Here is a 26,513-nt window from a genome sequence, read left to right as displayed (position 1 = left end):
CGGCCGGGTAAGGCAAAATGTTCTGGGTGAACCAAATCCCGCAGGGCCCTTACACTTCCCCAGTAACCCCGGATTCCGCGATCCATACACAGATCGCCGGCGAACTCGGCGTCCAAGCCTGGCAGGTCAAGGCCGCCGTGGACCTGCTCGACGCCGGGTCCACCGTGCCGTTCATCGCCCGTTACCGGAAGGAGGCGACCGGAACGCTGGACGATACCCAGCTCCGTGAGCTGGAGGAACGGCTGCGCTATTTGCGCGAGCTCGAGGACCGCCGCCGGACTATCCTCGAAGCGATCGCAGCCCAGGGTGCGCTGACCCCGGAACTGCAGGCCGCCGTCGTCGGCGCCGACACCAAATCCCGGCTGGAAGACATCTACCTCCCGTTCAAAACGAAGCGGCGCACCAAGGCGCAGATCGCCCGCGAAGCCGGACTGGAACCGCTCGCCGACGCCCTGCTCAAGCGCCCTGAACTGGACCCGGACCGCGAAGCCGCCAAGTACCTCAACGCCGAACACTCGATCGGGGACCCGGCCGCGGCGCTCGCCGGCGCCCGCTCCATCCTGGTGGAACGCGTCGCCCAGGATGCCGACCTGGCCGCCACGCTCCGGGAGCGGCTGTGGACCCAGGGCCGGATGGTGTCCCGCGTGAAGAAGGGCAAGGAAGCCGAGGGCCAGAAGTTCAAGGACTACTTCGAGTTCTCCCAGCAGCCCGCCGGAATGCCCTCGCACCGTGTCCTGGCACTGCTGCGCGGAGAAAAGGACGGGGCACTCGAGCTGGATCTCGCCGAGGCTGAACCGAACGACGACGCCGCCCTCACCGCCGCGCGCGGCCGATACGAAGCCGCCGTGGCCCGGTTCCTCGGGGTGGCCGACCGCGGCCGGCCCGCCGACGCCTGGCTGCTGCAGACCGCGCAACTGGCCTGGCGCTCACGCGTGCTGGCCCGGCTGACCGCTGACCTTCGCAGCCGGATGTTCGCCGCCGCCGAGGACGAGGCCGTGCGGGTGTTCGCCGCGAACCTGCGCGACGTTCTGCTGGCGGCCCCCGCCGGGAACCGCGCCACCCTGGGCCTCGACCCGGGACTGCGCACCGGGGTGAAGGTCGCCGTGGTGGATGGCACCGGCAAGGTGGTCGCGACGGACACCATCTACCCGCACGCCCCGGCCCGGAAGTGGGACGAGGCGCTGCGGACCCTCGTGGGCCTGGCCAGTAAGCACGGCGTCGAGCTCGTGGCGATCGGCAACGGCACGGCCTCACGGGAGACGGACAAGCTCGCCGCCGAGCTGCTCAAGCAGCTCACGGCGACAGGTACTGACGCCGGGAACAAACCGCAGAAAATCGTGGTGTCCGAGGCCGGCGCCTCGGTGTACTCGGCGTCGGCGCTCGCCGCGGCGGAACTGCCCGGCATGGACGTGTCCCTGCGCGGCGCCGTTTCGATCGCCCGGAGGCTGCAGGACCCGCTCGCGGAACTGGTAAAGATCGAGCCGAAGTCGATCGGCGTCGGGCAGTACCAGCACGACGTCACGGCCGCGAAGCTGGACCGCAGCCTGGACGCCGTCGTCGAGGACTGCGTGAACGCGGTGGGCGTGGACGTCAACACCGCCTCGCCCGCGCTGCTGAGCCGGGTGGCCGGCGTCGGGCCGCTGCTGAGCGAGAACATCGTGGCGTACCGGAACGAGCACGGCCCCTTCGCCAAGCGCAGCGAGCTGAAGAAGGTGCCGCGGCTCGGCGCCAAGGCGTTCGAGCAGTGCGCCGGCTTCCTGCGGATCAGCGGGGGAGTGGAGCCGCTGGACGCCTCCAGCGTGCACCCGGAGGCCTACCCGGTGGCGCGGAAGATCAAGGCGGCGGCCACGAACGGTCCGGCGGGCGGCAACCTCTCGGCGCTGAACCCGCAGGACTTCGTGGACGGGTCCTTCGGGCTGCCCACCGTGCAGGACATCATCGCGGAGCTGGAGAAGCCGGGCAGGGACCCGCGGCCGGCCTTCGCGGCGGCAACGTTCTCGGAAGGGATCGAGAAGATCTCCGACCTCAGGCCCGGCATGGTGCTGGAGGGCACGGTGACCAATGTGGCGGCATTCGGCGCGTTTGTCGACGTCGGCGTGCACCAGGACGGACTGGTGCACGTGTCCGCACTGGCCAACCGCTTCGTCTCCGACCCCCGCGAGGTGGTCAAGTCCGGGCAGGTGGTACGGGTCAAGGTGCTGGAGGCGGAGCCGGAACGGAAGCGCATCTCGCTGACCTTGAGGCTCGACGACGAACCGGCAGGTTCCGGAGGCAGCGCACCTTCTTCGGGGGGCCGCGCTTCGGGGGGGCGCGCGAGCGGGCGGCCGCAGACGCCCGCCAAGCAGCAGGCGCCCGCCAAACAGCAATCGCCCGCCAAGCAGCAGGCGGCAGCCAGGCAGACTCGGCCCGCACCGGCTTCGGCCAACACGGCGATGGCAGAGGCTCTCTGGAAGGCCGGACTCGGCAAGTAGAACCGCATATCGCCGAAAAGCTACCGCTTGGCGCATAACTAGTACGTTTGCTGACGATCTGCACCATGCTTGCCGGAGGCGAACGGCCCAAATACAGGCCGTTCGCCTCTATGTCGCTTGGCACCGAGGTCGTTCACGAGCAAGGGAGCAAATTATACGCTGGCTGGACCGCGAACGAACCATCGCCCCACCCGCATTCAACCGGTGGCTGGTGCCTCCCGCAGCGCTCGCTGTGCATCTGTGCATCGGACAGGCGTACGCGACGAGTGTCTACAAGACGGCGCTGGTGAAGCACTTCGGCGCCAGCCTGACGGAGATCGGAGTGATCTTCTCCATCGCGATCGTGATGCTGGGCCTTTCGGCTGCCATCATGGGCACCTGGGTGGACAGGAACGGCCCGCGCAAGGCGATGTTCACCTCGGCCGTGTTCTGGGCCAGCGGCTTCCTGATCGGCTCCCTCGGCATCTTCAGCGGGCAGCTCTGGCTCGTCTACCTCGGCTACGGCTTCATCGGCGGGATCGGCCTGGGCATCGGCTACATCTCCCCGGTCTCCACGCTGATCAAATGGTTCCCCGACCGTCCAGGCCTGGCCACAGGCATGGCCATCATGGGTTTCGGTGGTGGCGCGCTGATCGCCAGCCCGGTCTCTACGGCACTGCTCAAGATGTACGATCCCAACTCCGGCGCCAAGGGCTGGGTGGCCAGCGGCGACTCGGTCGGCAAGCTCTTCCTGACCCTCGCCGTCGTCTATTTGGCCTACATGCTCTTCGGCGCCTTCACCATCAAGGTCCCCGCCGAGGGCTGGAAGCCGGCGGGCTTCGACCAGTCCAGGGTCAAGGCCTCCAAACTCGTCACCACAGACAACGTCTCGGCCAAGAACGCGGTCAAGACCAGGCAGTTCTGGCTCGTCTGGATCGCCTTGTTCTGCAACGTGACGGCGGGAATCGGCATCCTGGAACAGGCCGCGCCGATGATCCAGGACTTCTTCCGCCAGTCCGACGGCGTGTCCCTGGTCAGCGCCGGCGTCGCCGCCGGCTTCGTCGGGCTGCTCTCCATCGGCAACATGGCCGGCCGCTTCGCCTGGTCCGCGACCTCGGACGTGACCGGCCGCAAGCGCATTTACATGGTGTACCTCGGCGTCGGTGCCGTGCTCTACACCGTGCTGGCGCTGGCCGGTTCCAGCACCACGGCCCTCTACGTGCTCCTGGCCTTTGTGTTCATCTCCTTCTACGGCGGTGGCTTCTCGACCGTCCCGGCCTACCTGCGGGACCTCTTCGGCACCTTCCAGGTCGGGGCCATCCACGGCCGGCTCCTGACGGCCTGGTCCGCGGCCGGCATCGCCGGACCACTGATCGTCAACGCCTTCCTGGACGCCCAGGGCAAGCCGGGGCAGTTGAACGCCGCGTCCTACCAGCCCGCGCTGTTGACCATGGTGGGGCTGCTGGTGATCGGCTTCGTGGCCAACATCCTGGTCAAGCCGGTGGATGCGCGCTTCCACGAACCCCGCCCGGACCTCGTCCGGTCCGAAGAACCCGCCCTGGAGGCTTGAGATGAGTGCAGCAAACGTTTCACCCGGAAAACCGTCCACCGCAAAATTGACCACCGCGTGGGCTTTGGTAGGGGTGCCGCTCGCCTACGGCGTGTACGAGACGCTTACCCGGGTGGCAGCCCTGTTTGGCTGACACCGTGGTGACAGGTGTCCTCGGCCGCTCGCGCCGCCCGGCTCGTGTGTGCCAGCCAGGACCAATTCCAACTGCCGTACCTGCTGCGGACCATTGTGGGCGGCTACTGAGCCGCGCCAGACCCGCGACGAGACCCGGAGCCACCGGCCGGCCGGCCGGCCGCACGTTGATTGATCGAACTTAAGGGTTGACTCGCCGCGGTCACTTCGGACCGCCCTTACCCGCGACCGGCGTCACGGGGGCGTGGTGAGATCTGCGGGCCGGAAGTAGTGGTTGCGGCGGGGTCGTTGGCTCGGGTCCAGGTGTGGTGGCGGGATGAACCAGGGGATCCCGGTGCGGACCTGGATGGTCCATTGTTCCTTGTGGATTACGTGGTGGTGGCGTGAACAGAGCAGGGTTCCGTTCTCCGTTCCGGTGCTTCCGCCGCGGGACCAGTAGGTGATGTGGTGGGCCTCGCACCAGGATGCCGGGATGGTGCAGCCGGGGAAGGCGCAGCCCTGGTCGCGTGCGGTGAGGGCCTTGCGGATGTGGGGCGGGAAGACCCTCGAGGCCCTTCCGATGTCCAGAATCCTGCTTTCGCCGCCGAGGAGGACCGGGATGATGTCTGCGTCGCAGGCGATCTTCCGGACGGTGGAGGCCGTGACGGGCCCGGTGAACAGCAGTGTTCCGGTCCGGGCCGCGGGCCGGCCGGGGGATCCGGGACCTTCTGCCGGGCCGTCCGGGCCGTCTCCGAGCCGGGAAAGCAGGTCCCTGTAGTCGATGGTGACCATGACCTGGGGGCGGAGTCCGCCGGCGGCGGGCAGGGAGCCCGCGGCGAGGGCGGCTTTGCAGGCCCCGATGAGGCCGTCGAGCAGCTTCTGCGGGCGCGAGCGGAGATCCAGTCCCGGGGCCCCGGGGTCATCCTCCGGGGCAGAAACGCCCGCGGCAGCCGCAGCACCCGGCACAGCCGAAACGCCCACAGCACCCGAAGCGGCGGCAACACTCGAGATGTCCGGAACACTGGAGATGTCCGCAACACTCGTGCCGGCGGCGGCACTCTCAGCGGCGGCGGACACGCCGGCGGCAGGGCTGTCCCCCGCGGCGTGGCCGTCGACGGAACCCTCACCCGCTGCCGTGGCCGCTGTTGCCGCGGCCCCGGCTGCCGGGGCGCCGGGTGTCTGCGTGATGGTGGTGCGGGGGTTGGTGGCGGTGTTCATGACGGTGAGGAGGTGTTCGAACTGCTCGGCGGTCGCGAAAATCTCGAGGTGCTGGAGGCCGTGGCGCGGCCGGCGGATGAAGGCGCCCTGGAGCTGGCGCAGCAGTTCCTCGGAGGGCTCGGCGCCGTCCTGGTCCAGCGCGTCGGTCCAGCCCCGGGCGACGCGGGCCAGGAAGTCCGCATCGTTCTCGGCGGCGGTGCGCGTCAGGGCGTGCTCCATCCGGGCGGCTGCCTCGGCGTCGCCGGTGTGCCGGACCCGGTCCAGCGCGGCGGTGATGATCGTCGCGGCCCGGGACGCGACGTCTCCGGAGGACACGGCGGCGCCGAGTTCCTCGTGCGCGGGAGGCAGTTGCCGTCCGGCAAGGCCCGGCCGTGGCAGGAGTTTCGCGGCCAGGCAGAGCCGGTGCCGGGCCTCGGAGGCGCTGATCCGCAGCCGCGCCCGCAGGAACTCCGCGGTGTTCCGGTAGCCGTCGTCCACGGCAACCAAGGGATCCACCGCCCCGGACGTAGCCACCGCACCGGGCATACCGTCCACGGCAACCGAGGGAGCTACCGCTCCGGACGTTGCCACGGCGCCGGCGGTAGCGACGGCCCCGGCGGTAGCGACGGCCCCGGCGGTAGCGACGGCCCCGGCGGCAGCGACGGCCCCGGGTGCGACGGCCGGGCCGCCGCCGTCGCCGCCGGTCTCCCACCCGCCGGAGGTGTGGCGCCAGCCGGTGGTCCAGGCGGTGCTGCCCCTCGCCGGGGCCGCGGCGGACTGTTTCCGGGTCCGGTCCACGGCGGCGGCCGCCACGAGCTGCAGGTATTCCACCGTCCGTGAGAGTTCCTCCACCCGGCCGGCGAAGTCAGACGCCGTCCGGAATCCCCAGTCCGCCGCGTCCCCTGCCGCGGCCGAGCCCACCTCGTGGAGCGCGGCGAGGGCGCTGTCCAGTCCAGGCTGCAGGGCCCGGGCCGGACCATGGCCTCTGACCCGGCCCGCGTCCCGCTCTGCGTCTGTGTCCTGGAAGGGAATGAAATCCCCGATGGCTTCCATAGCTACAGTCAATCAGAGGGCTCCGACACTATTAGACGATCGGTCAACGTCGTTGGTGACGCATTGAACCCCCCCCGGCGAAATCAACTGCCACACCATGGCCTCCGTCGCCGCTTATTGAAAACTGACCCGGCTGTGGTGATTCCGTCCGGCGGCACCGCCTCAGATCCCCGCCAGATCCGAGCCGTCAGACAGTATTTAGGCGCCCCGGATCCAGGACCCGCGGCCAGCCAAACTGGGTGCTGACCCCGGGTGAGAAAAGGACCGATTCGGGCGGCCCTGAGACCGAGATGCCGGCGGCGGCCACCAGCTGATCCTCAAGCTGGGTCAATTGCGCCCGGTACAGCGGCCACGCGCTGTGCGTGTTGGGAACATACAGCGTCCTGCCCCTGAACCGGGTGTGCAGGCCAAAGCGGGCGGTGAGGTGGATGGACAGCGGATCGGTTGCTTCGACGTCGGGCTCCGGGGCTACCGCAAAATCGCTCCGCGCTCCGGCCCGGAAACGGCGCACCGAATACCCGGCGAACGGCCCTGCCGCGCCCCGGCAAATCAAAGCAGGCGCAGCAAGGAAGCCCGCCCGCGACCACACATAGGGGATCCCGGCCGCACGCGCGGCCAGCACCACGGCCAAACGCGACGCATCCAGGCTCAGGAAAACTACACCCCGGGTGCCGTCCGGCTCCCGGGAGTAGAGGCGTACGTTGATCTCATTGAAACTTCCGAAATACGGGACACCCGGACCGCGGCCCAGTCCGGCGCCCTGCAGTCGGAAGCCGATCAGCCCCACCCAGGCGGATCCGTCGAAGACGTCCGGCACGACGCCCTGTGGCATAGACGACGCAGCCACCGCCTCCGGGATGCGCCAATGCAGGAAGACGGCGTCCGTCCACCGCTGGCCCATGATGGTGGGCGCCGGAAGCTCAGGTGCATCCGGCCAAGGATCTACGCCCATTCGGATCATCCCTCTTCGGTCGGCTTGGTGAGAAGGCTCCCTCGGAGCCCATTGGTTCCGGAGCCCTCGACCGCTCAGTTCAGAGGCCGGGTTCCTTCCGGAAGGGCTCCGCCGGCCAGAAGCTCCGCCGTGGCATCGGCCAAGGCGGTCAGCGCGACACGCTGGGTCCACGGGCCGTAAGAGATGCGGGCGACACCAAGTTCCTGAAGTTTGGCCGGGGCCAGGGAACCGGGCCCGTTGATGACCGAAATCTTGTTCCAGCCGATACCCTCCACCAGTGCGGTGACGGTGGCCTCGTCCAGCAGGCCCGGCACAAACACCGCCGTGGCACCGACGTCGAGGAAGGCACGGCCGCGTTCAATGGCATCGGCCAGCACCGCCGAAGGGTCCCGGTCCTTGCCCTTCACGAAGGCATCGGTGCGGGCATTGAGGACGAAGTCGATTCCCTCGGCGTCGGCTGCGCGGGCCGCGGCCCGCATCTGCTCCACAGCATCGTCGAAGGGACGCATCTGGTCCTCAATGTTGGCGCCGACTATGCCAACTCCAATCGCTTTGCGCACCGTCTCGCCAGGGTTCCCGTAGCCCGCTTCGAGGTCGGCACTGACCGGAAGCGACGTCGAGGCGGCGATCAGCCGGACGGCGTCGATCATTTCTTCTACCGGGATATTCTCGCCGTCCGCATAGCCGCGCGAAGCGGCGATCGAATGGCTGGCCGTGGCCAGGGCAGCGATGCCTGGCACATCGGCGACCACCTTCGTGGAAATGGCGTCCCAAACATTGATGACTTGCAGGATTTCGGGTGCCTGGTGGAGGCGGAGCAGCTCGGTGGCTTTGGCGGCAAGTGAATTGGCGTTTTCAGTCATTTCCCGAGCCTAACCGGAGCCTGCGACACCCGAAAGGGTTTCAGCCAGCCGCTGATGCGGCGGAGGAACCCGCGGGCTGCTTCTGCCAGGGCCAGCGGCCGGTGATTTCCAGCTCCAGCGAGAAGCTCAGGAATGTCCTGATGAGCACGATCATGGCCAGCACGCCGACGCTCTCGAACGTCGGGGTGACGGCGACGGTCCGGATGATGTCGGCCGCGACCAGCAGCTCCAGCCCCAGCAGGATCGAGCGGCCCAGCAGCTGACGGTAGGAGCGGTAAATGGACAGCGGTTCGGACCCGGCAGGCTGACGCTGCGGCTGGAATCCGCGCAACGCCAGCGGGATGGATACGAGCGCGCCCACCACCATGACGGCCACACCGGCGAAGTCCATGAAGCGGCCCACCGTCTCAATGATGTGCTGAAAATCCATGGTTCCCCCTGAGAAGTAGGTGGTGATGTCCAACGAAGGTCTTAAGGGTGCCGCACGCCGACGCCGGCGAGAACGGCCCGGTAACCTTCGCGGAAACTCGGGTACCGGAATTCGAAGCCGGTGCCCCGGAGCAGTGCGTTGCTGCAGCGTTTGTTGCCGCCGCGCGCCGGCTCGCCGGCCGCTTTTAGTCCAGGGACGGAGCCAGAAGACTCCGACGCCCGTCGGGGGAGTCCCAGCTCGGCCGCCAGGAAGCCAAGCACCTCTCCCAGCTCGGCTGGTTCGTTGTCTACGCCCAGATACACAGGCCCGGGAACCGCGTCCATGGTGCACAGCTGGACGATTGCGGCGGCGGCGTCGTCGCGGTGGATGCGGTTGGTGAAGCGCGATTCGGCGGGAACCACGGCGGTTCCGCCGCGCACCTGGTCAATCAGCCGGGTCCGGCCAGGACCGTAGATGCCGCCGAGCCGCAGCACCACGGGGGTGATGCCGGTGCCGAGCAAGCGGCTATGGAGAAGTTCCTCCGCTTCCCGGAGGATGCGGCCCGAGAACCCGCCGGGTTCCGGCGTCGTACTTTCATCTATCCAGCCGCCGGCGGCGTCGCCGTAGACAGCGGTGGAGGAGACAAACAGGACCCGGCCCACGCGGGCCCCGGAGGCCAGCAGGGCGTCCAGCACGTTTGACAGCCCGTCCACGTAGGCGGCCCGGTAGGCATCCTCCGTGGGGGAGTCCGCCGCAATAGCGACGACGACGGCGGCGGTGTCCGCCGGGATGGGCGGCAGTACGCCGGAGCTCAAGTCAGCCGCGGCGCCTTCGATCTTCGACGGCAGTTTCTCGGGCGAGCGCCGCCAGCCCACCACACGGTGGCCGGCCGCGGCGAACCGCAGCCCAGCCTCGGTTCCCAGATCGCCGCAACCGGCCAGCAGAACAGTCATGGGCCCAGTCTGCCAGTGTTCAGGAAAAGCAGTGTTCAGGAAAAGCAGTGAGGAAGCACCGTTGACGGGCTTGAGCGACGTCGTCCGGTTACATTGCGGGAATCGGGAAGAAGGCCCGTGGATCCTGCAGCAGAGCCGGGTAGTCAAAGGCCGAGCGGTCCAGGATCTCGTCGACCTGGAAGTTGCGTGCGAACCGGCCGTCCACGGTGATCGGACGGCCCAGGACCTTGCCTATCGCGAAGGAACTGCCGCCATGGACCGGGATAGCGACCACGGAGTTGCCCGGGAGAGTCTTGAACGCCTCCTCCTGTTGCTGCCGCTTGCGCGTGGGCTTCTTGACGAGCTGCTTCGGCGGCAGCTTGCGTACCTTGGCCGGGCGGCGGGCGCTCGAGTCCGCGTACACGAACTGGTAGTCCTCCTCCTCGGAGGCAGCCTTCGCACGTCCTGCCGGCGGCAGGCTGACGGTCTTCAGCTGCTCGGGCGCGGTGTCGCCGAGCGGCAGCCGGAGGACCCAGATGCGCTCGCCGGAAGGATCCTCCGGCAGCAGCTCGAGCTTCGGCTCGGGCCAGACGTACTCCAGGTCCGCTTCGGTACCCGGGAACAAGGGCGTGTAGAAGCGCGGATCCTTGGCGATCAGCTTGGAGCGGTGGCTCAGGTGCAGCTCGGGATCGCCGAGCCACTGCGGCATCGGGATCTTGGTGGCGTAGTCGGGGTGGGCTGCCTGGGGCGCGAACTCCATGATCTTGTCCCTGGTGGTGTCCTCGCCGCCGCGGGCCGTCCACTCGTCCACCATGGTTAGCCCGTAGAGCGTCAGCGCCGGAACGTACCCCATCCACATCCGGATGGCCGGGTGCGAGTGCCAGCCGTACTCCGGGATCACCAGTGCCCGCAGGATCTGCAGCGTTTCAACGCGCTGCTTGCCGAGGCGCTCGCGGTCCAAGACCGCGGCGCTCTGCTGGAAATCCGGGAAGGGGAGGAAGGTCTGCATCTCTCCAGTTTGAGGCCCCGGGCCCAATGCGCCAATTGCAGGGGCTTCCTGGTGAGCGTGTTCACATTTCGGAACCGGAAAGACGGCACCCAGCTTCGGGGCGTAAACTAGCATGAAACACCCCTGCCGCCCGGGAGGCACGCCCCATGTCGAACAATTCAGTAACTACATCTGCGACGCTGATAGCGCCCAAGTACGGACAACTGCTCAGCCCGGACGCCCACGGGATTCTGGTGCTGGACGAGTTCACGATCGACCCGGAGGCTGCCCGCAAAGAGCAGCACGGTTTCCGGGCAGCTATCGCTTCCGCGGCCCTCACCATGCGGCGTCTGCTCGCGCTGCGCCTCTTCATCGCAGTGGTGGCGATCGCCAACCTGCCGCTGTTCCTGCTCTCCAGCGGCGGGGAGATCTACGTCATCTCGCTGACGCTGGTGGTGGCGGTCCACGCCGCGGTGTCCTGGCTCAACCGCCACGAACCACGGATCCGGCAGCGCCGGATGCTGGAACTGCACCTGCGCCGGGAACAGAGCGCCAACTACCGCAAGGTCCGCGACGCCGCGAAGTACGTCATTGACGCGCCGGCCCGGATGAACGAAAACCTCTACCTTGAGCTCCTTGCCGCCAAGCGGGTGGCTCTCCACCTCGCCATGGGCACCGTGGCCCTGCTGGATACCAGCGACGACGCCGCCTGGAAGGTCCGGATCGTCCGCGAAATTCCGCGCGCCGCCTGAGCCGGTCCAAGCAAGAAGGCGAATCGACGCCGGGGCCCGCCCGCAAGGGTGCGCTCCGGCGTCGTCATTTCTGCGGGTTATCAGCCGCCTGCCCGACGCCGCACGCGATCTTGGGTGAATCAGCTCCCGAGCATGGCCGCCAGGTACGGAGCAGTCCGGCTCTTCTTGGACCGCGCGACGGCGGCCGGCGTGCCGACGGCGACGATCTGACCGCCCGCGTCGCCACCGGCCGGACCCAGATCGATGACCCAGTCCGCGGCGGCCACCACATCCATCTCGTGTTCCACCACAATGACGGTGTTGCCCGCGTCCACGAGCCGGTGAAGCTGGGCCATCAGGAGTTGGACATCGGCCGGATGCAGGCCGGTGGTCGGCTCGTCCAGCAGGTACAGGGAATGGCCGCGCTGGGCGCGCTGCAGTTCGGTGGCGAGCTTGATGCGCTGGGCCTCACCGCCGGAGAGCTCGGTGGCGGGCTGGCCGAGCCGGAGATAGCCCAGGCCCACCTCTCGCAGCGTCTGCAGGCTGCGGGCGGCGGCCGGCACCGCGTCGAGGAACTCCGCGGCGGCATTGACCGTCATGCCCAGGACCTCCGCCACGTTCTTGCCGTAATACGTCACCTCGAGGGTTTCCGGGTTGTAGCGCGAGCCATGGCACTCCGGGCAGGGTCCGTAACTGCCGGGCAGGAACAGCAGTTCCACCGCCACGAAGCCTTCCCCCTGGCAGGTCTCGCAGCGGCCGCCGGGGACGTTGAAGGAGAAGCGTCCGGCGCCGAAGCCCCGGGCCTTGGCCCCGTCCGTGGCCGCGAATTCCTTGCGGACCGCGTCGAAGAGACCCGTGTAGGTGGCCAGGTTGGAGCGCGGGGTGCGGCCGATCGGCTTCTGGTCAACCTTGACCAGCCGGTCCAGCTGGTCCAGTCCGGACACGGGCCCCACTGACAGCGGCTCGCTGAGCTCGGCGGCAGGGGCGGCGTCGGCGTCCCGTTCCGCCGCAGCCGTGTCGAGCGGGGCCCCGGCCTCCGGATGCAGCCGGGCGCCGACCACCTCGGCGAGGACCTGGCTAACCAGGGTCGACTTGCCGGAGCCGGAGACGCCGGTGACCGCGGTCAGCACCCCCAGCGGGAAATTCGCGTCGAGCGCGCGGAGGTTGTGCCGCGTGATGCCCCGCAGCTCCAGCCAGCCGGCGGCCTCCCGGCGGCCGCCGCCGTCTGCACCGTCGGCGGAACCGCCGTTGTCGTCCTTCTGAGCTGAACCATCCGGAAACAGGAACGGCCGGGTGACGGACGCGCCCACCTCGGCGAGGCCGGACACCGGGCCGCTGTAGAGCACTTCGCCGCCGCCTTCCCCGGCGTGCGGACCCACATCCACGAGCCAGTCCGCGCGGCGGACGATGTCCATGTTGTGCTCCACCACGAACACCGAGTTGCCGGAGGACTTGAGCTGTTCGAGAACCTCCAGCAGGGGTTCAGCGTCGGCGGGGTGCAGGCCGGCGGAGGGCTCGTCCAGCACGTAGATGACGCCGAACAGCCCGGAGCGGAGCTGGGTGGCGATCCGGAGCCGTTGCATTTCGCCGGGGGAGAGCGTGGGGGTGGCGCGGCCCAGGGCGAGGTAGCCCAGGCCGAGGTCCACCAGCACGGTGACGCGCTGCAGGAGGTCGCGGGTGATGGCGACCGCCACCTCGTTGCCCTCGCCGGACGACTGCCTGCGTGAGGCGGTCCCGGCCTCCGTGAGCCCGGCGGTCGGGCGGATGATTTCGGCAAGTTCGGTCATCGGAACGGCGTTGAGCCCGGCGATGGACCGGCCCGCGAACGTCACGGCCAGGGCCTCGGGCCGGAGTCCGCTGCCGCTGCAGCGCGGGCAGGGTCCGGTTTCCATGAAGCGCAGCACCCGGTCCCGCATGGTGGTGCTCTTGGAATCGGCGAGGGTGTGCAGGACGTAGCTTTTGGCGCTCCAGAACCGGCCTTTGTACGGCTTGGCGACGCGGTCGCGCTGGGGCGTCACCTCCACCACGGGCTGTTCCTCGGTGAAGAGGATCCAGTCGCGGTCTTTTTTGGGCAGCTTCCGCCACGGCGTGTCGACGTCGTAGCCCAGGTGGGTCAGGATGTCGCGCAGGTTCTTGCCCTGCCAGGCGCCGGGCCAGGCCGCGATGGCGCCGTCGCGGATGCTCAACGAGGTGTCCGGGACCAGCGAGGACTCGGTGACGGTGTGCGCGATCCCGAGGCCATGGCACACCGGGCAGGCGCCGGCGGAGGTGTTCGGTGAGAACGCGTCCGAGTCCAGCGGGCTGGCGCCCTCCGGATAGCTGCCGGCGCGGGAGAAGAGCATGCGCAGTGAGTTGGAGAGCGTGGTGAGCGTTCCGACGGTGGACCGGGAGCTGGGCGTGCCGCGGCGCTGTTGGAGCGCGACGGCGGGCGGCAGCCCGGTGATCTGTTCCACCTTGGGGTTGTGGCCCTGCTGGATGAGCCGGCGGGCGTAGGGTGCCACGGATTCGAAGTAGCGGCGCTGTGCTTCGGCGTAGATGGTGCCGAAGGCGAGCGAGGACTTGCCCGAGCCGGAGACCCCGGTGAACGCGACGATCGCATCGCGGGGCACGTCCACGTCCACATTGCGCAGATTGTTCTCCCGGGCGCCGCGCACCCGGACAAAACCGTCCGTGGGCTTGCCGGTAGCCAGATCCGGGACGGCCGGGCCACTCAGATGGGAAGCATGCTGTTCACTTTGCATTGGTTCGACTCTATCCGCCCAGGGCTGCGCTGGGCATATCCTTGCCGGATGGAACCTTACGACGGCGGCGCGGACGCCGGCACTGATGCGGCCGCGACAGACCCCGACAGCGGAGCGGCGCCGGAGCCGGCCGAAATCCCCGAGGGAGTCAACGGGGTGCTTCCGGTCGCGGAGCTGCACCTGCATATCGAGGGAACGCTGGAGCCCGAGCTGATTTTCGCGCTGGCCGAGCGCAACGGGATCCAGCTGCCGTATGCGGACCTGGACGAGCTGCGCTCGCGCTATGAGTTCACGGACCTGCAGTCCTTCCTGGACCTCTACTACGCCAACATGGCGGTGCTCCAGACCGAGGAGGACTTCGCCGACATGACCCGGGCCTACCTGGCCCGGGCGGCGCTCGCCGGGGTGAGGCATGCCGAGATCATGCTGGATCCGCAGGCGCACCTGTCCCGCGGCGTGTCACTCGAGACCTGCGTCAACGGCGTGGCATCGGTGCTGGCGACCTCCCGCGAGGACTTCGGCGTCTCCACCTTGCTGATCGCGGCCTTCCTGCGCCACCTCGCCGAGGAATCCGCCCTGGAGGTGCTGGAGCAGCTGCTCGCCATGGGAGCCCCGATCGCCGGAATCGGCCTGGATTCGGCCGAAGTGGGCAACCCGCCGGCCAAGTTCGAGCGGCTTTTTGCCCGTGCCAAGGAAGCCGGCCTGCACCGGATCGCGCACGCCGGCGAGGAGGGGCCGCCGTCGTACATCATCGACGCGCTGGACCTTCTGGGAGTGGAACGGATCGATCACGGCATCCGGTGCATGGAGGACCCCGAACTCGTGGAGCGGCTGGTGAACGAGCTCATGCCGCTGACCGTGTGCCCGCTGTCCAACGTCCGGCTCCGGGCGGTGGACACCCTGGCTGCGCACCCGCTGCCGGCGATGCTCGCGGCCGGGCTGAACGTGAGCGTGAACTCGGACGATCCGGCGTATTTCGGCGGGTACGTGGATGACAACTTTGCGCAGCTGAAGTCGGTGATCGGGCTGTCCGAGTTCGATTTCGTGCGGATGGCGGCGAACTCGATCCGTTCGTCCTTCGCGAGCGAGGAGCGCAAAACCGAGCTGCTGGCCGAGCTGGCGGCGTCCGGGCACTGACGAACAAGTAGGCGTGGCGCGTTTTCAGCCGTCGATCGTCCCCATGTTCGGGTACCGGGCGCCGGCTGCCACTCCGGCCGGGGCGAGTTCGTCCAGCCGGTTGAGGTCTTCCGCGGAGAGTTCGACGTCGGCCGCGCCCAGGTTCTCGCGCAGCCGTTCGCGCTTCTTGGTGCCCGGGATGGGAACGATGTGCGCGCCCTGGGCCAGCAGCCAGGCGAGTGCCAGTTGCGCCGGGGTGCAGCCTTTCTGGTCCGCCATTTCTGTGACCCGGTCCACGAGTTCCAGGTTCCGGCTGAAATTCTCGCCCTGGAACCGCGGGGAGTGACGGCGGAAATCGTCCTCCGAAAAGTCGTCGGGGCTGCGCAGCTGGCCGGTCAGGAAGCCGCGGCCCAGCGGGCTGTACGGGACAAAACCGATGTCCAGCTCGGCGAGGACCGGGAAAATCTTGGTCTCCGGCTCGCGCTCCCACAGCGAGTATTCGGTCTGCAGGGCGCTGATGGGGTGCACCGCATGGGCCCGGCGCACGGTGTCGGCGCTGGCCTCGGACAGGCCAAGGTGCCGCACCTTGCCGGCCTGCACCAGCTCGGCCATGGCGCCCACGGTGTCCTCGATCGGGACGGTCTTGTCCACCCGGTGCTGGTAGTACAGGTCAATGTGGTCGACGCCCAGCCGCTGCAGGCTCGCATCGCAGGCGGCGCGTACGTAGTCCGGGGAGCCGTTGATGCCCACCCAGGATCCGTCGGGCCGGCGTTCGTTGCCGAATTTGGTGGCGAGGACGACGTCGTCCCGCCGGCCGGCAATGGCCCGGCCGACAAGTTGTTCGTTCGTGAACGGGCCGTACATGTCCGCGGTGTCGAGCAGGCTGCCGCCGGCGTCGAGGAAGGCCTGGATGGTCGCGGCCGACTCGCCTTCCTCGCCTTCGCCGTAGAACTCGCTCATGCCCATGCACCCCAAACCCAGGGCGGAGACGGTGAGCGAACCGAGCGTGCGTGTTTCCATGGGAATCTCCTCAAGTGAGAACGGCGGGGAGCAGCATCCGGCACCGGATCGCGGAGTTGGACGGCTCGCAGTTGGGCAGATCGCAACACTATGCCCATCGCCGCGGAGGCACAACGGGGAGCGCAGTCGGAAGAGGAACCCTGACCGGGCCGTCGACGACGCGTCGAATACGTGCAAACTGGGTATGCATGGATCTGGGCCCGCGAACCCTGAGATCTGGCACTCCCGGTAAGCGACTCGATCGACCTGGGCATGGGCGTACATCAGCTGTCGTCGCCGCATTTGTCCATTTCGTCTACGTGCCGGAGTCCCGCCGTGTGTCGGATTTCGCGAGTAGATTTTTTGTCGCTTTTAGGGCTATCTCGGAGTAGTCTGGGGGAAGACCCAGATTAGGAGTCCGACCGCTATGAGCATTGCCGCTATCGCAGGTGCAGCCCACGCAAGGACAGCAAGGCTAGGCATACGGGAGATCGTCCGTCGTCTAAATGCCGCCCTTGGAGCCACTCTCGTTGCTGCCACGGCAGGAAGCAAGGATCGGAAAATCAGTTACAAGTGGGCGCAACAAGACGGCCCCACGCCTAACGACGTCGCAGTCAAACGGCTGCAGTTCGCCTACACCCAGTGGCTGGTCGTTTCCGAAGCTGAGGGCGAGCATGTGGCCCGAATGTGGTTCATTGGGGCTAACCCGTGGCTTGACCAGGACTCGCCGATCGATGCCATTAGGGAGGACCGGTTCCGTGAGGTCGCTTCGGCCGCGGCGGCCATGGTCGATGACGGGTTCATCGGTTGATTCGCGTTTGTGGAAAGACCGGCCTCGCATTGGTGGACGGGCCGGTAACTGCTTACCGGGTGGCCAAAGAGTCCTACGGCCCACTGAGCCCGCCGGAGCGCGGGCTCCTTTCTGAAGATCGATCGGGGTGGTATCGCTTCGACACGCCCGGGCGAACAGTGTATGCAGCCGAAGACAACGAAACGGCTTTCTGCGAGGCTCTGTCGTGGGCGAGGATGACGACGCAACACGCGGATTACCTCAAGAAGACAGCAGCCTTCTTCGGTGCGCCGGTGGAGAAAATCCGCAAAGAAGTCGAAGACGAGTGGCACGCCAATGGACATCTGATCCCGGGCTGGATTCCCGCGAACTGGCGAGACGGTCGCCGTGTCTACACGATGCGGTTCGCTTCGGGTGCATGGGTCGATATTGCCCATAGCGAAAGTATCGCCGCCTTGAATGATGCCCTCAATAGTCTGTTGTACGAGGCCGATATTCCCGAGAGTCTGACCCTGGCCGAGGTAACCAGCGGCCGGCGCGAGGTTACAACCCTGCTCGCGTCATGGATCAGGGACCAGATCCTCGATGACGGTTCTTACCCGATGGGCATACGATTCCCATCCAAGTATGGCGCAGTCGGCCAGGGCCACGGCTACTGCTGGGCATTCTGGCTACGCCGAGCCGACGTCGGCCTTAATGATGATCTCGTCGCTGCCGACGCTGGGACCGAAATCTTGCAGAACGATCCGGCCTACAATTTCGCGCTGAGGCGGCACGGCATCAACTCCCGCTAGCCGCCGTGGGAGAGTGGAATCCCAGATTCTATCGATCAGATTCCGGAACCCTTTCGGCACTCGGCGGAGAGCGGCAAGGACGACTAGGAAATCACGAAGGCCGGGACAAAGGACGCCGAGAGGGGTGATTCTGCAGCCAGACCTTGAATCGCGGCATGACGGCTCCAGGGACAGGGCGTAGGTGGTTCATTTGCGCTCGAGGGCGTTCCGAATCCAGCACGCTGCAAACCGGAGAAGAAGGACTCGCCGGGCGTAAAGCTACTCACGGGTACCGGTGCGTTGATCCCCCGCGCACTCCGGTTTGGGCTGTCATAGTGGGTCACGACACGCAGAGTTAACCGTATCCACTCGCGAAAACTCCCACATCCTTGGCAAAATGCAGGTGGATCAATTGCTTCTAAAGGAGACCCATGGGCGCGAACACCGCGGAAAACACCAACCTTCGGCTGAAAGCCGTGCTGGATGTCCTGGCAGAGGGGGTGTGGACGGGCGAGAAGCTGAACGCCGGAGCCGTGCTGGGCGAGGCAATCGCGCGGGAGCCGCTCAACGATCATGAACGTGAACTCCTCAGCGGCGGCATTCCCCGCGGCCACAAGACGCTGACCACCGCCACCGCGAAGCTGGTCAAGGCCGGCTGGCTGGTTAAGGGCCGTTCCGGCTGGTCCATAACCGACGACGGCCAGCGCGCCACGGTCGCTTTCGCCGAGCCGGTCTCTTTCGCCGCAGCGCTCGACGCCGGCACTCCGGTTCCGGCTGACACGCCGCTGCCGTCGGCTCCCGCAGGAAAGGCCGCCGCGTCAGCCGAGGCAGCGCCGTCGAAAGCCGCCAAGGTGGCCGGCAAGGCCGCCAAGCCGATCGAAGAGGCGGTCGCCCCCGTCGCCAAGGCGGTGCGGACGCGCAAGGCAACTGCCAAGGCCAGTGCCAAGACCACTGCCAAGGCCCCCGCGGCCGCAGTTGCCCCGGTCGCAGCGCCGGCAGCGGAAGCGCCGGCCCCGGCAACGCCGGCTGGCGGCACCGAAACCATCGAGCAGCCGGAAGCCGTCGCGGTCGCCGGTGACTTCAACATCCTGCTGGGCGCGCCCGCCAACTGGGCGCCGCAGTACGACGAGTCCCAGATGGAACTGGACCCGGCGGACCGGCTCTGGAAGATCGCCGCAGACGTTCCGGCCGGTTTCTACACCTTCAAGATCGCCCTGAACCGTTCCTGGGATGAAAACTACGGTGTGTTCGGGACCTTCGACGGGCCCAACCACGAGGTGCACCACGGCGGCGGCGTCCTGGTCATCCACTACGATCACCGGACCCGCGACATCATCCTGCCGTAGGCACCGACACCGCATCGTCCTGGCGACGCGCAAATGACCCTTCGACACCAGAATTCCGAATTCGGGTGTCGAAGGGTCATTTGCGTATCGCGGGCGGCTCAGCGCGTCCTGAACCTGCCCGGCAATCGCGGACCGGCCTAGCATTGGCTCATGGAAACCGTTGAGGTTGATGGGCTGCGGATCGCATATCAGCGGGTTGGCCATGGGCCGCCTCTGGTCCTGTTCCACGGGGCCGGGGAGGACAGCCGGATCTGGCGTCGGCAGCTGGAGGGACTCTCGGACGACTTCACGGTGTTCGCCTGGGACGCTCCGGGGTGCGGCCAGTCTGACGACCCCACTCTGGGCTTCTCTGCCGAGGAGTTCGGGGCCGTCGCGGCTGGATTCCTGCGCGCGGCCGTGCCGGAGAATCCCTACATACTGGGGCTGTCGTGGGGCTCCATGCTTGCCTTGGAGCTTTACCGCGGGTATCCCGAGATACCCGCGTCCCTGGTACTGGCCTCCGCCTATGCCGGCTGGGCGGGCTCCTTGCCGCCCGAGGAGGTGGAGCGGCGGTACGCCCAGGTGCTGGCTGAGATTGATCTGCCTCCGGAGAAATTCGTCGAGGAGTGGCTGCCAACGCTCTTCACAGATAAGGCTGATCCCGCGGTGGTGGCTGAGGCCTCCGGGATCATGGCAGGCGTCCGGCCAGCAGGAATGCGGGCCCTGCTCTCAGCCAGCGGCCGGGCCGACTACCGTCCGGTGCTGCCGACCATCACCGTGCCCACGCTCCTGCTGTACGGCGCGGACGATCAGCGGTCCCCGCTCTACGTTGCCCACGAGCTGCACCGCCAGATTCCGGGCTCCAGGCTTTCGGTGATCCCCGACGTCGGACACCTGGCTCAGATGGAAGCGCCCGACGCCTTCAACACGGAAGTGCGGAACTTCCTTCGCGGCATTGCCGCTGGCTGACCGCGATTAGAACCGCGTGGGGTCCGGCCTCGGCGGCACCGGTCCGGGGTCCGGAATCGGCAGGGGACTCGGCGTCGGGAACGGGCCCGGAGTCGGTGCAGGCCCGGGCTCCGGGATCGGCGGCGGGGGCGTGCCCGGGCCGGGTTCCGGCGGGAACGGATCCCCGGGCCCTGGCGGGGGAGTGGTGGGACCGGGTTCCGGCGGAAACGGGTCAGGTTCGTGTGGCGGTGGAATAGTCATGCGGGGCTCCTCAGCTGATCCGGCAGGCAGTGGCGGGCCGCGCTGCGCTGTCCCGCCAACGTCTGATTATCGACCCGTTAGCGCAGGCTGGGAAGACCTTTCTGGTTCTGTGATGCTCTGCCGGGTCGCGGCAAGGGGTCCAAAGGCCCTGTTTTTCGCGTCCGGAAAAACGATAATTGTCGAACTACTTGCATCCCAGGGGGAGGGCGTCATGCGCACAATTGGATCATCCGGCCGGGCTGTTTCGGCGGCATTCTGTGTGGCCGTTCTGCTGGCGGCCTGTTCTCCCCCCGCCACAGCCCCCAGCACCAGCTCGCCGCCCGCGAGCACCGCGCCTGCGAGCTCCGCGCCTGCGAGCTCCGCGCCGGCGGGTTCTGCGACGGCGACGCCGAACACGCCTGAGACGGCGACGCCGAACGTGACCGGGACGGCCGCCCCGGCATCACCCTCGGCGTCGTCGTCGGCCTGGACTAGCTTCACGACGTCGGACGGCCAGCTGATGTTCGACTACCCGTCAGCGTGGACGCTCAAGGACCGGGCAGCTGAGGCGGCGCCAGGCGGTGTTTTTGTGGAGGTCCTGAATAAGGCGGGAAAATCGATGGCCACTTTGCGGACCAATATGGTCACCGGCTCGGAATGCACTCAGAAGTATCCGTATTCCCTCATCGATTCCGAGGAACTGCCGGCACTGGCTCAGGGTGACGAGATGCCGCGGTTCGTTTTTGAGACCCGGGCCAACCCCAACGAGGCGGATCCGGCGAAGGCGAATGTCATGGCCTATGGGATCACCTCCGCACCCGAACCGTCCGGCCCCACGGCCTGCCCCATCTTCCACTTCTTCACCTGGCCGCCAAGCGGGGCGATGTTCGGCGGCGTCTACAATCCCCTCGATACGACTCCCGGGAACCCGCCCAACGTGGACACCCCGGAGGCCTATGCGGACACGAACGAGTACCAGGACATCCGCCAGATGATCACGTCCCTCCGGCCGGCGGGGAAGTAGCGGCGCGGCGAAACGCCGGGCTGAAGTCGAGGGACACGGATGGAGGCCAGGAGGCCCGGGGTCACGATCGCCGCCGCGATCTGCGGCGCCCTGCTGCTGTCCTGCAGCTCGCCTGCCGGGCCGCCACCCGTTTCGACCGCGCTGCCGCCAGCAACGGCCTCCGGCAGCACGCCGCCGTCGGGCAGTGGCACGCCGCCGGCGTCGGACTGGAAGACCTTCACGACGTCCGACGGCGGGCTGTCCTTCGACTTTCCCAGCCGCTGGAGCGTCCGGGATCCCGCCGGGGAGATGCCCCTCGGCGGTGAGTTCGTGGACGTGGTCAATCAGGCGGGAAAGCCGATGGCCAGCCTGCGGACCAACATCGTCACCGGTGCGGATTGCACGCAGAAGTACCCGTTCGAGGTGTTCGACTCCGAGCCGATGCAGGCGCTCGCAGAGCCCGGGGCGGCCGACACTCCGGTGCCCCGCTACGTCTTCGAAGCCCGGGGCGACGCCACAGCTCCAACGGCGGCACCCCCCACCATTGCCGGCTACGGAATCACCATGGTCCCGGAAGAAACCGGCAGCACGGCCTGCCCGATGTTCCTACTGTTCCTCTGGCCGCCCAGCGGCGCCTTGTTCGGGGCTGCGTACAACCCGGAGAACAACACGACGCCGGGCGACCCGTCCCTGCCGTACCTGGCGAAGGCGAAGCTCTACGCGGCGACCCCGGAGTACCAGGACATCCGGAAGATGATTACCTCGCTGCGGCCGGCGGGGAACGAAGCGGGGAAGTAGCAGGCACCTCGTCAAGGGTGGCGAGGATGGCCAGGGCGTCGTTGGCCCAGTCGATGGTGGCCTGGGCGGAGCGTTCGCCGGCTGCGATGGTGATCAGCGCAAAGGGGGAGTTCTCGCCAAGATTGCCGTCAGCCAGCTCAGCCCGGGCCGCCCTCATGGCGGCAAGCTGCGTTTCGGCCCGGGACCGGGTCTCGAGCACCAGCCGGCGGCACGCTTCCGGACCCAGCTGGTGGCCGAAGAAGAGACGCAGGAGCACCCCGTTCCGGGGCTTGTTCTGCTGGGGCGGCTCGGCCAGCAGCTCCCGGAGCCGAACTGTGCCGGCCGCGGTGAGGACGTAGCTCGAGGAACGGCCGCCAGCATCGCCCTGCCGCTCCACGAGTCCCGAGCGCTGAAGTTCCGCCAGCGCGGGATAGATCTGCCCGAAGCTCTCGCTCCAAAAGTGTCCCAGGGTGTTCTTGATTTCTTCCCTGAGCGCGTACCCGGACATCGGCATGATGCTGAGGGCGCCAAGAACAGCGGTCTGGGTCTGGTCCGAGCGAGCCATCGGTACTCCTTCGTGGACTGCTAGCCAAGGTTGCCCAACGAGGCCTAGTATATCTTCCAGATAGCTTATATCTGGTAGATAGAAATAATAGCCGTGGCCGTGACGGTCAGGAGACAAGGATCTGTGATGGATTTGAAGACTGTGGCAACGCGCCGTCCTGCGAGCCGGACCCCTGCGAGCCCGGCCGGGAAGGCGGCGGCAGGACTCTTCCTAGCGGTCGCCGGCTTTCAGACGGCCCTCGCCCTCGGGATGCCGTGGGGATCAGCAGCCTACGGCGGCGGCCATCCGGGCGTCCTGCCCGATTCCATTCGTGCCGCCAGTGCGGGCGCGTCGGGCGTCTATCTGATGCTTGCGGCAGCCGCGGGAACTCCGTTGGCCCCGCCTGCCCTGCGTCGGCACGTGATGTATGGGACGGCCGGCCTGATGGCTGTCGGGGCAGTGATGAACCTGGCGTCCCCGTCCTTGGTGGAACGAATGATCTGGACACCGGTCACAGTGGGGCTGGGTGTCCTACTCTGGAAAGCAGCCAGGCACGGGGCGCTCCGGCAAGGCTCCTCGTTCTGGCCCCGCTCAGGTCAGCGTAACGCCAGCCACTGAAAGGCCCACCATGGGGATCATTCCGCGCCGCACGCACGCTTCCTCGACGGACCACGCTCCGGAGCCGACTGACCGTTCCACGAAGCGCCCGCGGCGGCGCCGGAGAGTGCTCCGCATCCTCGCGATCGTGGCTCTCGTCGTGGTGGGGCTGGGGCTGGTCTCGACGGCGGCCAATCTGCTCCTCGAACGGCAGGAACGCGCCAGCATTGCCCCTTATGGCGAACGGGTGGAGATCGCCGGCGGAGCGCTCAATGTGTACCGCAGCGGCAGCTCGGGTCCGCCGTTGGTGCTCCTCAGCGGGCTGGGCACGGCCGCACCAGCCCTGGACTTTGCCCCGTTGATCCGGGAGCTGGGCGACTTCAACGTCATCGTCGTGGAGGGATTCGGCTACGGCTACAGCGACCTCAGCGCCAGCGAGCGGACCAACAAGAACATCAGCACTGAACTCCACGAGGTACTGGGTAAGCTCAACTTCACCCAGCCGTATGTCCTGGCCGGGCACTCGATCGCCGGTTTCTACATGCTGGACTACGCCAACCGGTACCCCGCGGAAGTTTCGGCCGTGATCGGGATCGACCCCACGGTGTCGACGGCGAAGGACGGGCCGGTGGAGCTGCCGCTGGAAGGGGCGGGGTGGGTGCGGATGCTGTCGGTCACGGGAGTGGTCCGTGCAGTAGTGGCCGTGGCCCCGGCGCTCGTGGAGCCCGACGGCGACGCGTTTACGGCCGATGAGCGTGAACGCATGCGCCTGATGCTGAGCTGGAACCTGGGCAACCAGGCCGTCGCCGACGAGACCTCACGGATTAGCAACAACGCCGCCGATCTCAGGGGAGTCACCTATCCCGACGCGCTGCCTGTGCTGGCGTTTGTCTCCGGCGCCGGATCCCCCGGGGAACCCGCCAAGGCTGAGGCGCTGGAGAACCTCCTGAAAAACGTCAAACGCCACGAAATCGTCCCGCTCGCCGGCGGCCACTACCTGCATTGGACCCAGGCCAAGCCGATGGCCGAGGCGATCAGGAAGTTCCTCGGGAGCGGGCAGGCAGGCGGGTAGGCGGACCGCCGTCGTCGAACCGGCTGTACGGGACTGCAACTCAGCGGACGGTCCGTCAGGGGACCGGCGTCGTCGGCGCTGCAGCAGAGGCGGCGTGCCTGGATCCTGCCCGGAGCGCGGTGCGGATGTTGACCTTCGAGGTGTAGGAGATCGAGCCGTACTGGAAGAGCCGCACCGCGAGACGGAGCATGACGGCGGCCCCCACGTAGAGGATCACGATCACGATTCCGGCTTCGAGCAGGCTCAGTGAACCGAAGCCGTTGCGCAGCAGCGCGGTGACCGGGGCAGAAAAGGGGAAGTAGGTGAAGATCTGCACGATCACGGAGTGCGGGTCGGAGACCACCAGGGCCACGGCGTAGAACGGCACGAAAATCAGCGCCATCATGACGCCCATGAAATTTCCGGCTTCCTTCGCGGTCGGCATCACCGCGCCAATGGCCACGAGGGTGGTGGTGAACAGCGCGAAGCCGCCGACCAGGATCAGGAAGCCGACCGTCATCCGGACCGGGTCGAAAATCAGCCGGGGCACGTCCAGGGCCGCCGGGTTCAGCTGTTCGGGGAGGAGGAGCCGGGCGATGAGGATGGGGGAGAGGAACACCATCATCTGCACCAGGCCGATCGCGAACAGCGCAATCACCTTGCCCGCGATGAGGGTGGTGGGTTTGAGCGTGGTCAGGATCATCTCCGTCACGCGGTTTTCCTTCTCCTCCAGGGTGGAGTTGAGCATCTGCCCGGCGAGGAGCACGATCAGTCCGTAGAAGATGACCAGGAAGATCAGCGGCGGAATGACGGATCCCGGCCCGCCGGCTTCCTGCGTGCCGTCGTAGGTGACGGTCTCGATCTTCGCCTTGCCGGCCGCGAGCGTGGACAGTTGCGGGGAGCCGATCCTCTGATCGACGGCGCGGCCCAGCATGGCCTGCGCGACGGCGGCGTACTTGCCGTTCTCGAAGATCCCCCTGTCCGCACCGTAGACGCGCACGGCGGTGGTTTCGGGGTTCGCCGGGAAGTCGAAGTAGGCGTCCACGGTCCCGGACTGCACGGCCCGGAGTCCGGCGTCCGGGGACCCCGCCGGGCGGGCACCGAAGAGGGCGGCGTTCTCGGCGGTGATCAGCCCCGAGGCATCCGTGTAGGAGATGCTGAGCCGCGCGCTCTTCTGGGCCTCCGAGGCGGTGTCCGTGGTGGTGTTGCTCAGGAAGATCAGCCCGAACACCACGGCCATGATGACGGGGACGGCCAGGGTGCCGATCCAGAACCGCCGCTTGGTCACGGTGCGGACGAATTCGAAGCCGATGACGGTTCCGAGATTGTGCTGGGCCACGGCCTTACACCTCTTCCCGCACGAGGGCGGTGGCGGCGGGCGGTGCGGCTCCGGAGGCGCCGGGCCGGTTCTGGTCGCCGTAGACGCGGATGAAGATGTCCTCGAGCGAGACTTTGGTGGTGGTGAAACTGCGGACGGTCACGCCGGCGTCGATCAGGTCTTTGAGGATGGCGGCTTCATCGGTGGCGTCGGTGATGCTCAGCTCGGCGTAGTTGGTTTCCTCGAGCATCGCGTTGTAGTGGGGCGAGCGCGGGATGGTGCCGCTGTGCTTGATCCGGATGATTCTGCCGCCGTATTTGTTCTGCACCTCGTCGATGGTCCCGTAGGCCTCGGCGGTGCCGTTCTTCAGCAGGATGACGCGGTCGCACAGGCGTTCCACCTCTTCCATCTGGTGGGTCACCATGACCACCGTGGCGCCGGATTGTTTCTGCTCGGCGATGACGTCAATCAGCAAGCGCCGGTTGACCGGGTCAAAGCCCTTGGTCGGTTCGTCCAGGATGAGCAGTTCCGGGCGGTTCATGATGGTGACGCCGAGCTGGACCTTCTGCTGCTGGCCGCTGGAGAGCTTGTCCAGCAGGGAACCGGCCTTGTCCGCCAGGGCCACCCGCTCGAGGTACTCGAGGGACCACCCCCTGGCGGCGCGCTTCTCCATCCCCTTGAGCCGGCCGAAGTAGGTCATGATGTCGATGACCTTTTCCTTCTTGTACAAGCCGCGTTCCTCCGGGAGGTAGCCCAGCCTGTCCCCGTGCTCGGGCTTGAACTCCCGCCCGTTGATATGCAGGATCCCGGCGGTGGGCTCGTAGATCCCCAGCAAGGCGCGGATCGTGGTCGTCTTCCCGGAGCCGTTGCTGCCCAGGAAGCCGAAGGTCTCGCCGGCGTGCACATCGAAGGACAGGTCCCGGATGACCGTGGTGTCGCCGAAGTCCATGCGGAAGCCGCTGATGTGGACCCGTGCTTCGCCCATGGCTGCTCCTGTGCCGGGCCGCCCCCTGGCAGCCCGTCCCTCTACTCGAT

At 67.5% G+C, this 26,513-nt stretch carries 24 protein-coding genes; 13 read left to right on the top strand and 11 right to left on the bottom strand.

Annotation, left to right across the window (positions count from 1 at the left end; translation table 11 throughout):
• Positions 1–17 precede the first annotated feature (17 nt).
• From ABIB26_RS04860 to ABIB26_RS04850, 3 genes are all read left to right on the top strand, one after another.
• Complete coding sequence (locus ABIB26_RS04860) at positions 18–2,471, top strand: Tex family protein (protein WP_354240105.1); 2,454 nt, start codon at positions 18–20, stop codon at positions 2,469–2,471.
• A 154-nt stretch (positions 2,472–2,625) separates the two neighbouring features.
• Complete coding sequence (locus ABIB26_RS04855; protein WP_354240420.1) at positions 2,626–4,020, top strand: OFA family MFS transporter; 1,395 nt, start codon at positions 2,626–2,628, stop codon at positions 4,018–4,020.
• A 1-nt stretch (position 4,021) separates the two neighbouring features.
• Complete coding sequence (locus ABIB26_RS04850; protein ID WP_354240103.1) at positions 4,022–4,153, top strand: MFS transporter small subunit; 132 nt, start codon at positions 4,022–4,024, stop codon at positions 4,151–4,153.
• Positions 4,154–4,386: 233 nt separating this feature from the next.
• On the opposite strand, the gene ABIB26_RS04845 is transcribed toward ABIB26_RS04850, so the two are convergent.
• The 6 genes from ABIB26_RS04845 to ABIB26_RS04820 all read right to left on the bottom strand — a co-directional run bounded on the left by ABIB26_RS04845 (position 4,387) and on the right by ABIB26_RS04820 (position 10,546).
• Positions 4,387–6,393 (bottom strand): HNH endonuclease signature motif containing protein, encoded by a 2,007-nt coding sequence (locus ABIB26_RS04845; protein WP_354240101.1) that lies wholly within the window; start codon positions 6,391–6,393, stop codon positions 4,387–4,389.
• Between the two features lie 175 nt (positions 6,394–6,568).
• Positions 6,569–7,333, bottom strand: a complete 765-nt coding sequence (locus ABIB26_RS04840) for a YqjF family protein (protein WP_354240099.1) — start codon at positions 7,331–7,333, stop codon at positions 6,569–6,571.
• 74 nt (positions 7,334–7,407) lie between these two features.
• Positions 7,408–8,196 carry an isocitrate lyase/PEP mutase family protein gene (locus ABIB26_RS04835; RefSeq protein WP_354240097.1) on the bottom strand — a complete coding sequence of 263 codons (789 nt, stop codon included), beginning with the start codon at positions 8,194–8,196 and terminating at the stop codon, positions 7,408–7,410.
• Between the two features lie 40 nt (positions 8,197–8,236).
• Complete coding sequence (locus tag ABIB26_RS04830) at positions 8,237–8,626, bottom strand: DUF1622 domain-containing protein (RefSeq protein ID WP_354240095.1); 390 nt, start codon at positions 8,624–8,626, stop codon at positions 8,237–8,239.
• 41 nt (positions 8,627–8,667) lie between these two features.
• Positions 8,668–9,558: an NAD-dependent epimerase/dehydratase family protein gene (locus tag ABIB26_RS04825; RefSeq protein ID WP_354240093.1), complete on the bottom strand. Its 891-nt coding sequence runs from the start codon at positions 9,556–9,558 to the stop codon at positions 8,668–8,670.
• A gap of 88 nt (positions 9,559–9,646) precedes the next feature.
• Positions 9,647–10,546, bottom strand: coding sequence for an MSMEG_6728 family protein (locus tag ABIB26_RS04820; RefSeq protein ID WP_354240091.1), 900 nt, complete (start codon positions 10,544–10,546; stop codon positions 9,647–9,649).
• A 146-nt stretch (positions 10,547–10,692) separates the two neighbouring features.
• Between ABIB26_RS04820 and ABIB26_RS04815 the strand changes: the two genes are divergently transcribed.
• Positions 10,693–11,277: a hypothetical protein gene (locus ABIB26_RS04815; RefSeq protein ID WP_354240089.1), complete on the top strand. Its 585-nt coding sequence runs from the start codon at positions 10,693–10,695 to the stop codon at positions 11,275–11,277.
• A 119-nt stretch (positions 11,278–11,396) separates the two neighbouring features.
• Here the strand turns inward: ABIB26_RS04815 and ABIB26_RS04810 are convergent, their stop codons facing one another.
• Positions 11,397–13,997, bottom strand: coding sequence for an excinuclease ABC subunit UvrA (locus tag ABIB26_RS04810; protein ID WP_354240087.1), 2,601 nt, complete (start codon positions 13,995–13,997; stop codon positions 11,397–11,399).
• Between the two features lie 48 nt (positions 13,998–14,045).
• On the opposite strand from ABIB26_RS04810, the gene ABIB26_RS04805 reads away from it, so the two are divergent.
• Positions 14,046–15,134 carry an adenosine deaminase gene (locus ABIB26_RS04805; protein WP_354240085.1) on the top strand — a complete coding sequence of 363 codons (1,089 nt, stop codon included), beginning with the start codon at positions 14,046–14,048 and terminating at the stop codon, positions 15,132–15,134.
• Between the two features lie 24 nt (positions 15,135–15,158).
• On the opposite strand, the gene ABIB26_RS04800 is transcribed toward ABIB26_RS04805, so the two are convergent.
• Positions 15,159–16,133 (bottom strand): aldo/keto reductase, encoded by a 975-nt coding sequence (locus tag ABIB26_RS04800; protein WP_354240083.1) that lies wholly within the window; start codon positions 16,131–16,133, stop codon positions 15,159–15,161.
• 406 nt (positions 16,134–16,539) lie between these two features.
• On the opposite strand from ABIB26_RS04800, the gene ABIB26_RS04795 reads away from it, so the two are divergent.
• The 6 genes from ABIB26_RS04795 to ABIB26_RS04770 all read left to right on the top strand — a co-directional run bounded on the left by ABIB26_RS04795 (position 16,540) and on the right by ABIB26_RS04770 (position 21,989).
• Positions 16,540–16,923 (top strand): hypothetical protein, encoded by a 384-nt coding sequence (locus tag ABIB26_RS04795; protein ID WP_354240082.1) that lies wholly within the window; start codon positions 16,540–16,542, stop codon positions 16,921–16,923.
• Positions 16,924–16,982: 59 nt separating this feature from the next.
• The gene (locus tag ABIB26_RS04790; protein ID WP_354240080.1) at positions 16,983–17,696 is read left to right on the top strand and encodes a hypothetical protein; all 714 of its coding nucleotides are present in this window, start codon (positions 16,983–16,985) and stop codon (positions 17,694–17,696) included.
• A gap of 410 nt (positions 17,697–18,106) precedes the next feature.
• A complete protein-coding gene (locus tag ABIB26_RS04785; protein ID WP_354240078.1) occupies positions 18,107–19,021 on the top strand; it encodes a pullulanase X25 domain-containing protein in 915 nt (304 codons plus the stop codon).
• Positions 19,022–19,171: 150 nt separating this feature from the next.
• Positions 19,172–19,969 (top strand): alpha/beta fold hydrolase, encoded by a 798-nt coding sequence (locus tag ABIB26_RS04780; protein ID WP_354240076.1) that lies wholly within the window; start codon positions 19,172–19,174, stop codon positions 19,967–19,969.
• Between the two features lie 451 nt (positions 19,970–20,420).
• Positions 20,421–21,212 (top strand): hypothetical protein, encoded by a 792-nt coding sequence (locus tag ABIB26_RS04775; protein ID WP_354240074.1) that lies wholly within the window; start codon positions 20,421–20,423, stop codon positions 21,210–21,212.
• A 39-nt stretch (positions 21,213–21,251) separates the two neighbouring features.
• Positions 21,252–21,989, top strand: a complete 738-nt coding sequence (locus ABIB26_RS04770) for a hypothetical protein (RefSeq protein WP_354240073.1) — start codon at positions 21,252–21,254, stop codon at positions 21,987–21,989.
• Here the strand turns inward: ABIB26_RS04770 and ABIB26_RS04765 are convergent.
• Positions 21,949–22,533, bottom strand: a complete 585-nt coding sequence (locus ABIB26_RS04765) for a PadR family transcriptional regulator (protein WP_354240071.1) — start codon at positions 22,531–22,533, stop codon at positions 21,949–21,951. The genes ABIB26_RS04770 and ABIB26_RS04765 overlap by 41 nt on opposite strands.
• A gap of 126 nt (positions 22,534–22,659) precedes the next feature.
• Here ABIB26_RS04765 and ABIB26_RS04760 point away from each other — a divergent pair, with 126 nt between their 5' ends.
• Positions 22,660–23,130 carry a hypothetical protein gene (locus tag ABIB26_RS04760; RefSeq protein WP_354240069.1) on the top strand — a complete coding sequence of 157 codons (471 nt, stop codon included), beginning with the start codon at positions 22,660–22,662 and terminating at the stop codon, positions 23,128–23,130.
• 10 nt (positions 23,131–23,140) lie between these two features.
• Entirely contained in the window at positions 23,141–24,181 is a 1,041-nt protein-coding gene (locus ABIB26_RS04755; RefSeq protein WP_354240067.1) for an alpha/beta fold hydrolase, read from the top strand.
• A 55-nt stretch (positions 24,182–24,236) separates the two neighbouring features.
• Here the strand turns inward: ABIB26_RS04755 and ABIB26_RS04750 are convergent, their stop codons facing one another.
• Both ABIB26_RS04750 and ABIB26_RS04745 read right to left on the bottom strand, forming a co-directional pair.
• The gene (locus ABIB26_RS04750) at positions 24,237–25,499 is read right to left on the bottom strand and encodes an ABC transporter permease (RefSeq protein WP_354240065.1); all 1,263 of its coding nucleotides are present in this window, start codon (positions 25,497–25,499) and stop codon (positions 24,237–24,239) included.
• Positions 25,500–25,503: 4 nt separating this feature from the next.
• Positions 25,504–26,463, bottom strand: coding sequence for an ABC transporter ATP-binding protein (locus ABIB26_RS04745; RefSeq protein ID WP_354240063.1), 960 nt, complete (start codon positions 26,461–26,463; stop codon positions 25,504–25,506).
• Positions 26,464–26,513: the final 50 nt, after the last annotated feature.

Source organism: Arthrobacter sp. UYEF20 (assembly GCF_040546335.1).
Classification (GTDB): Bacteria; Actinomycetota; Actinomycetes; order Actinomycetales; family Micrococcaceae; genus Arthrobacter.
The sequence above is the reverse complement of the archived record's forward strand: the minus strand, read 5'-3'. Positions and strand labels throughout refer to the sequence as shown.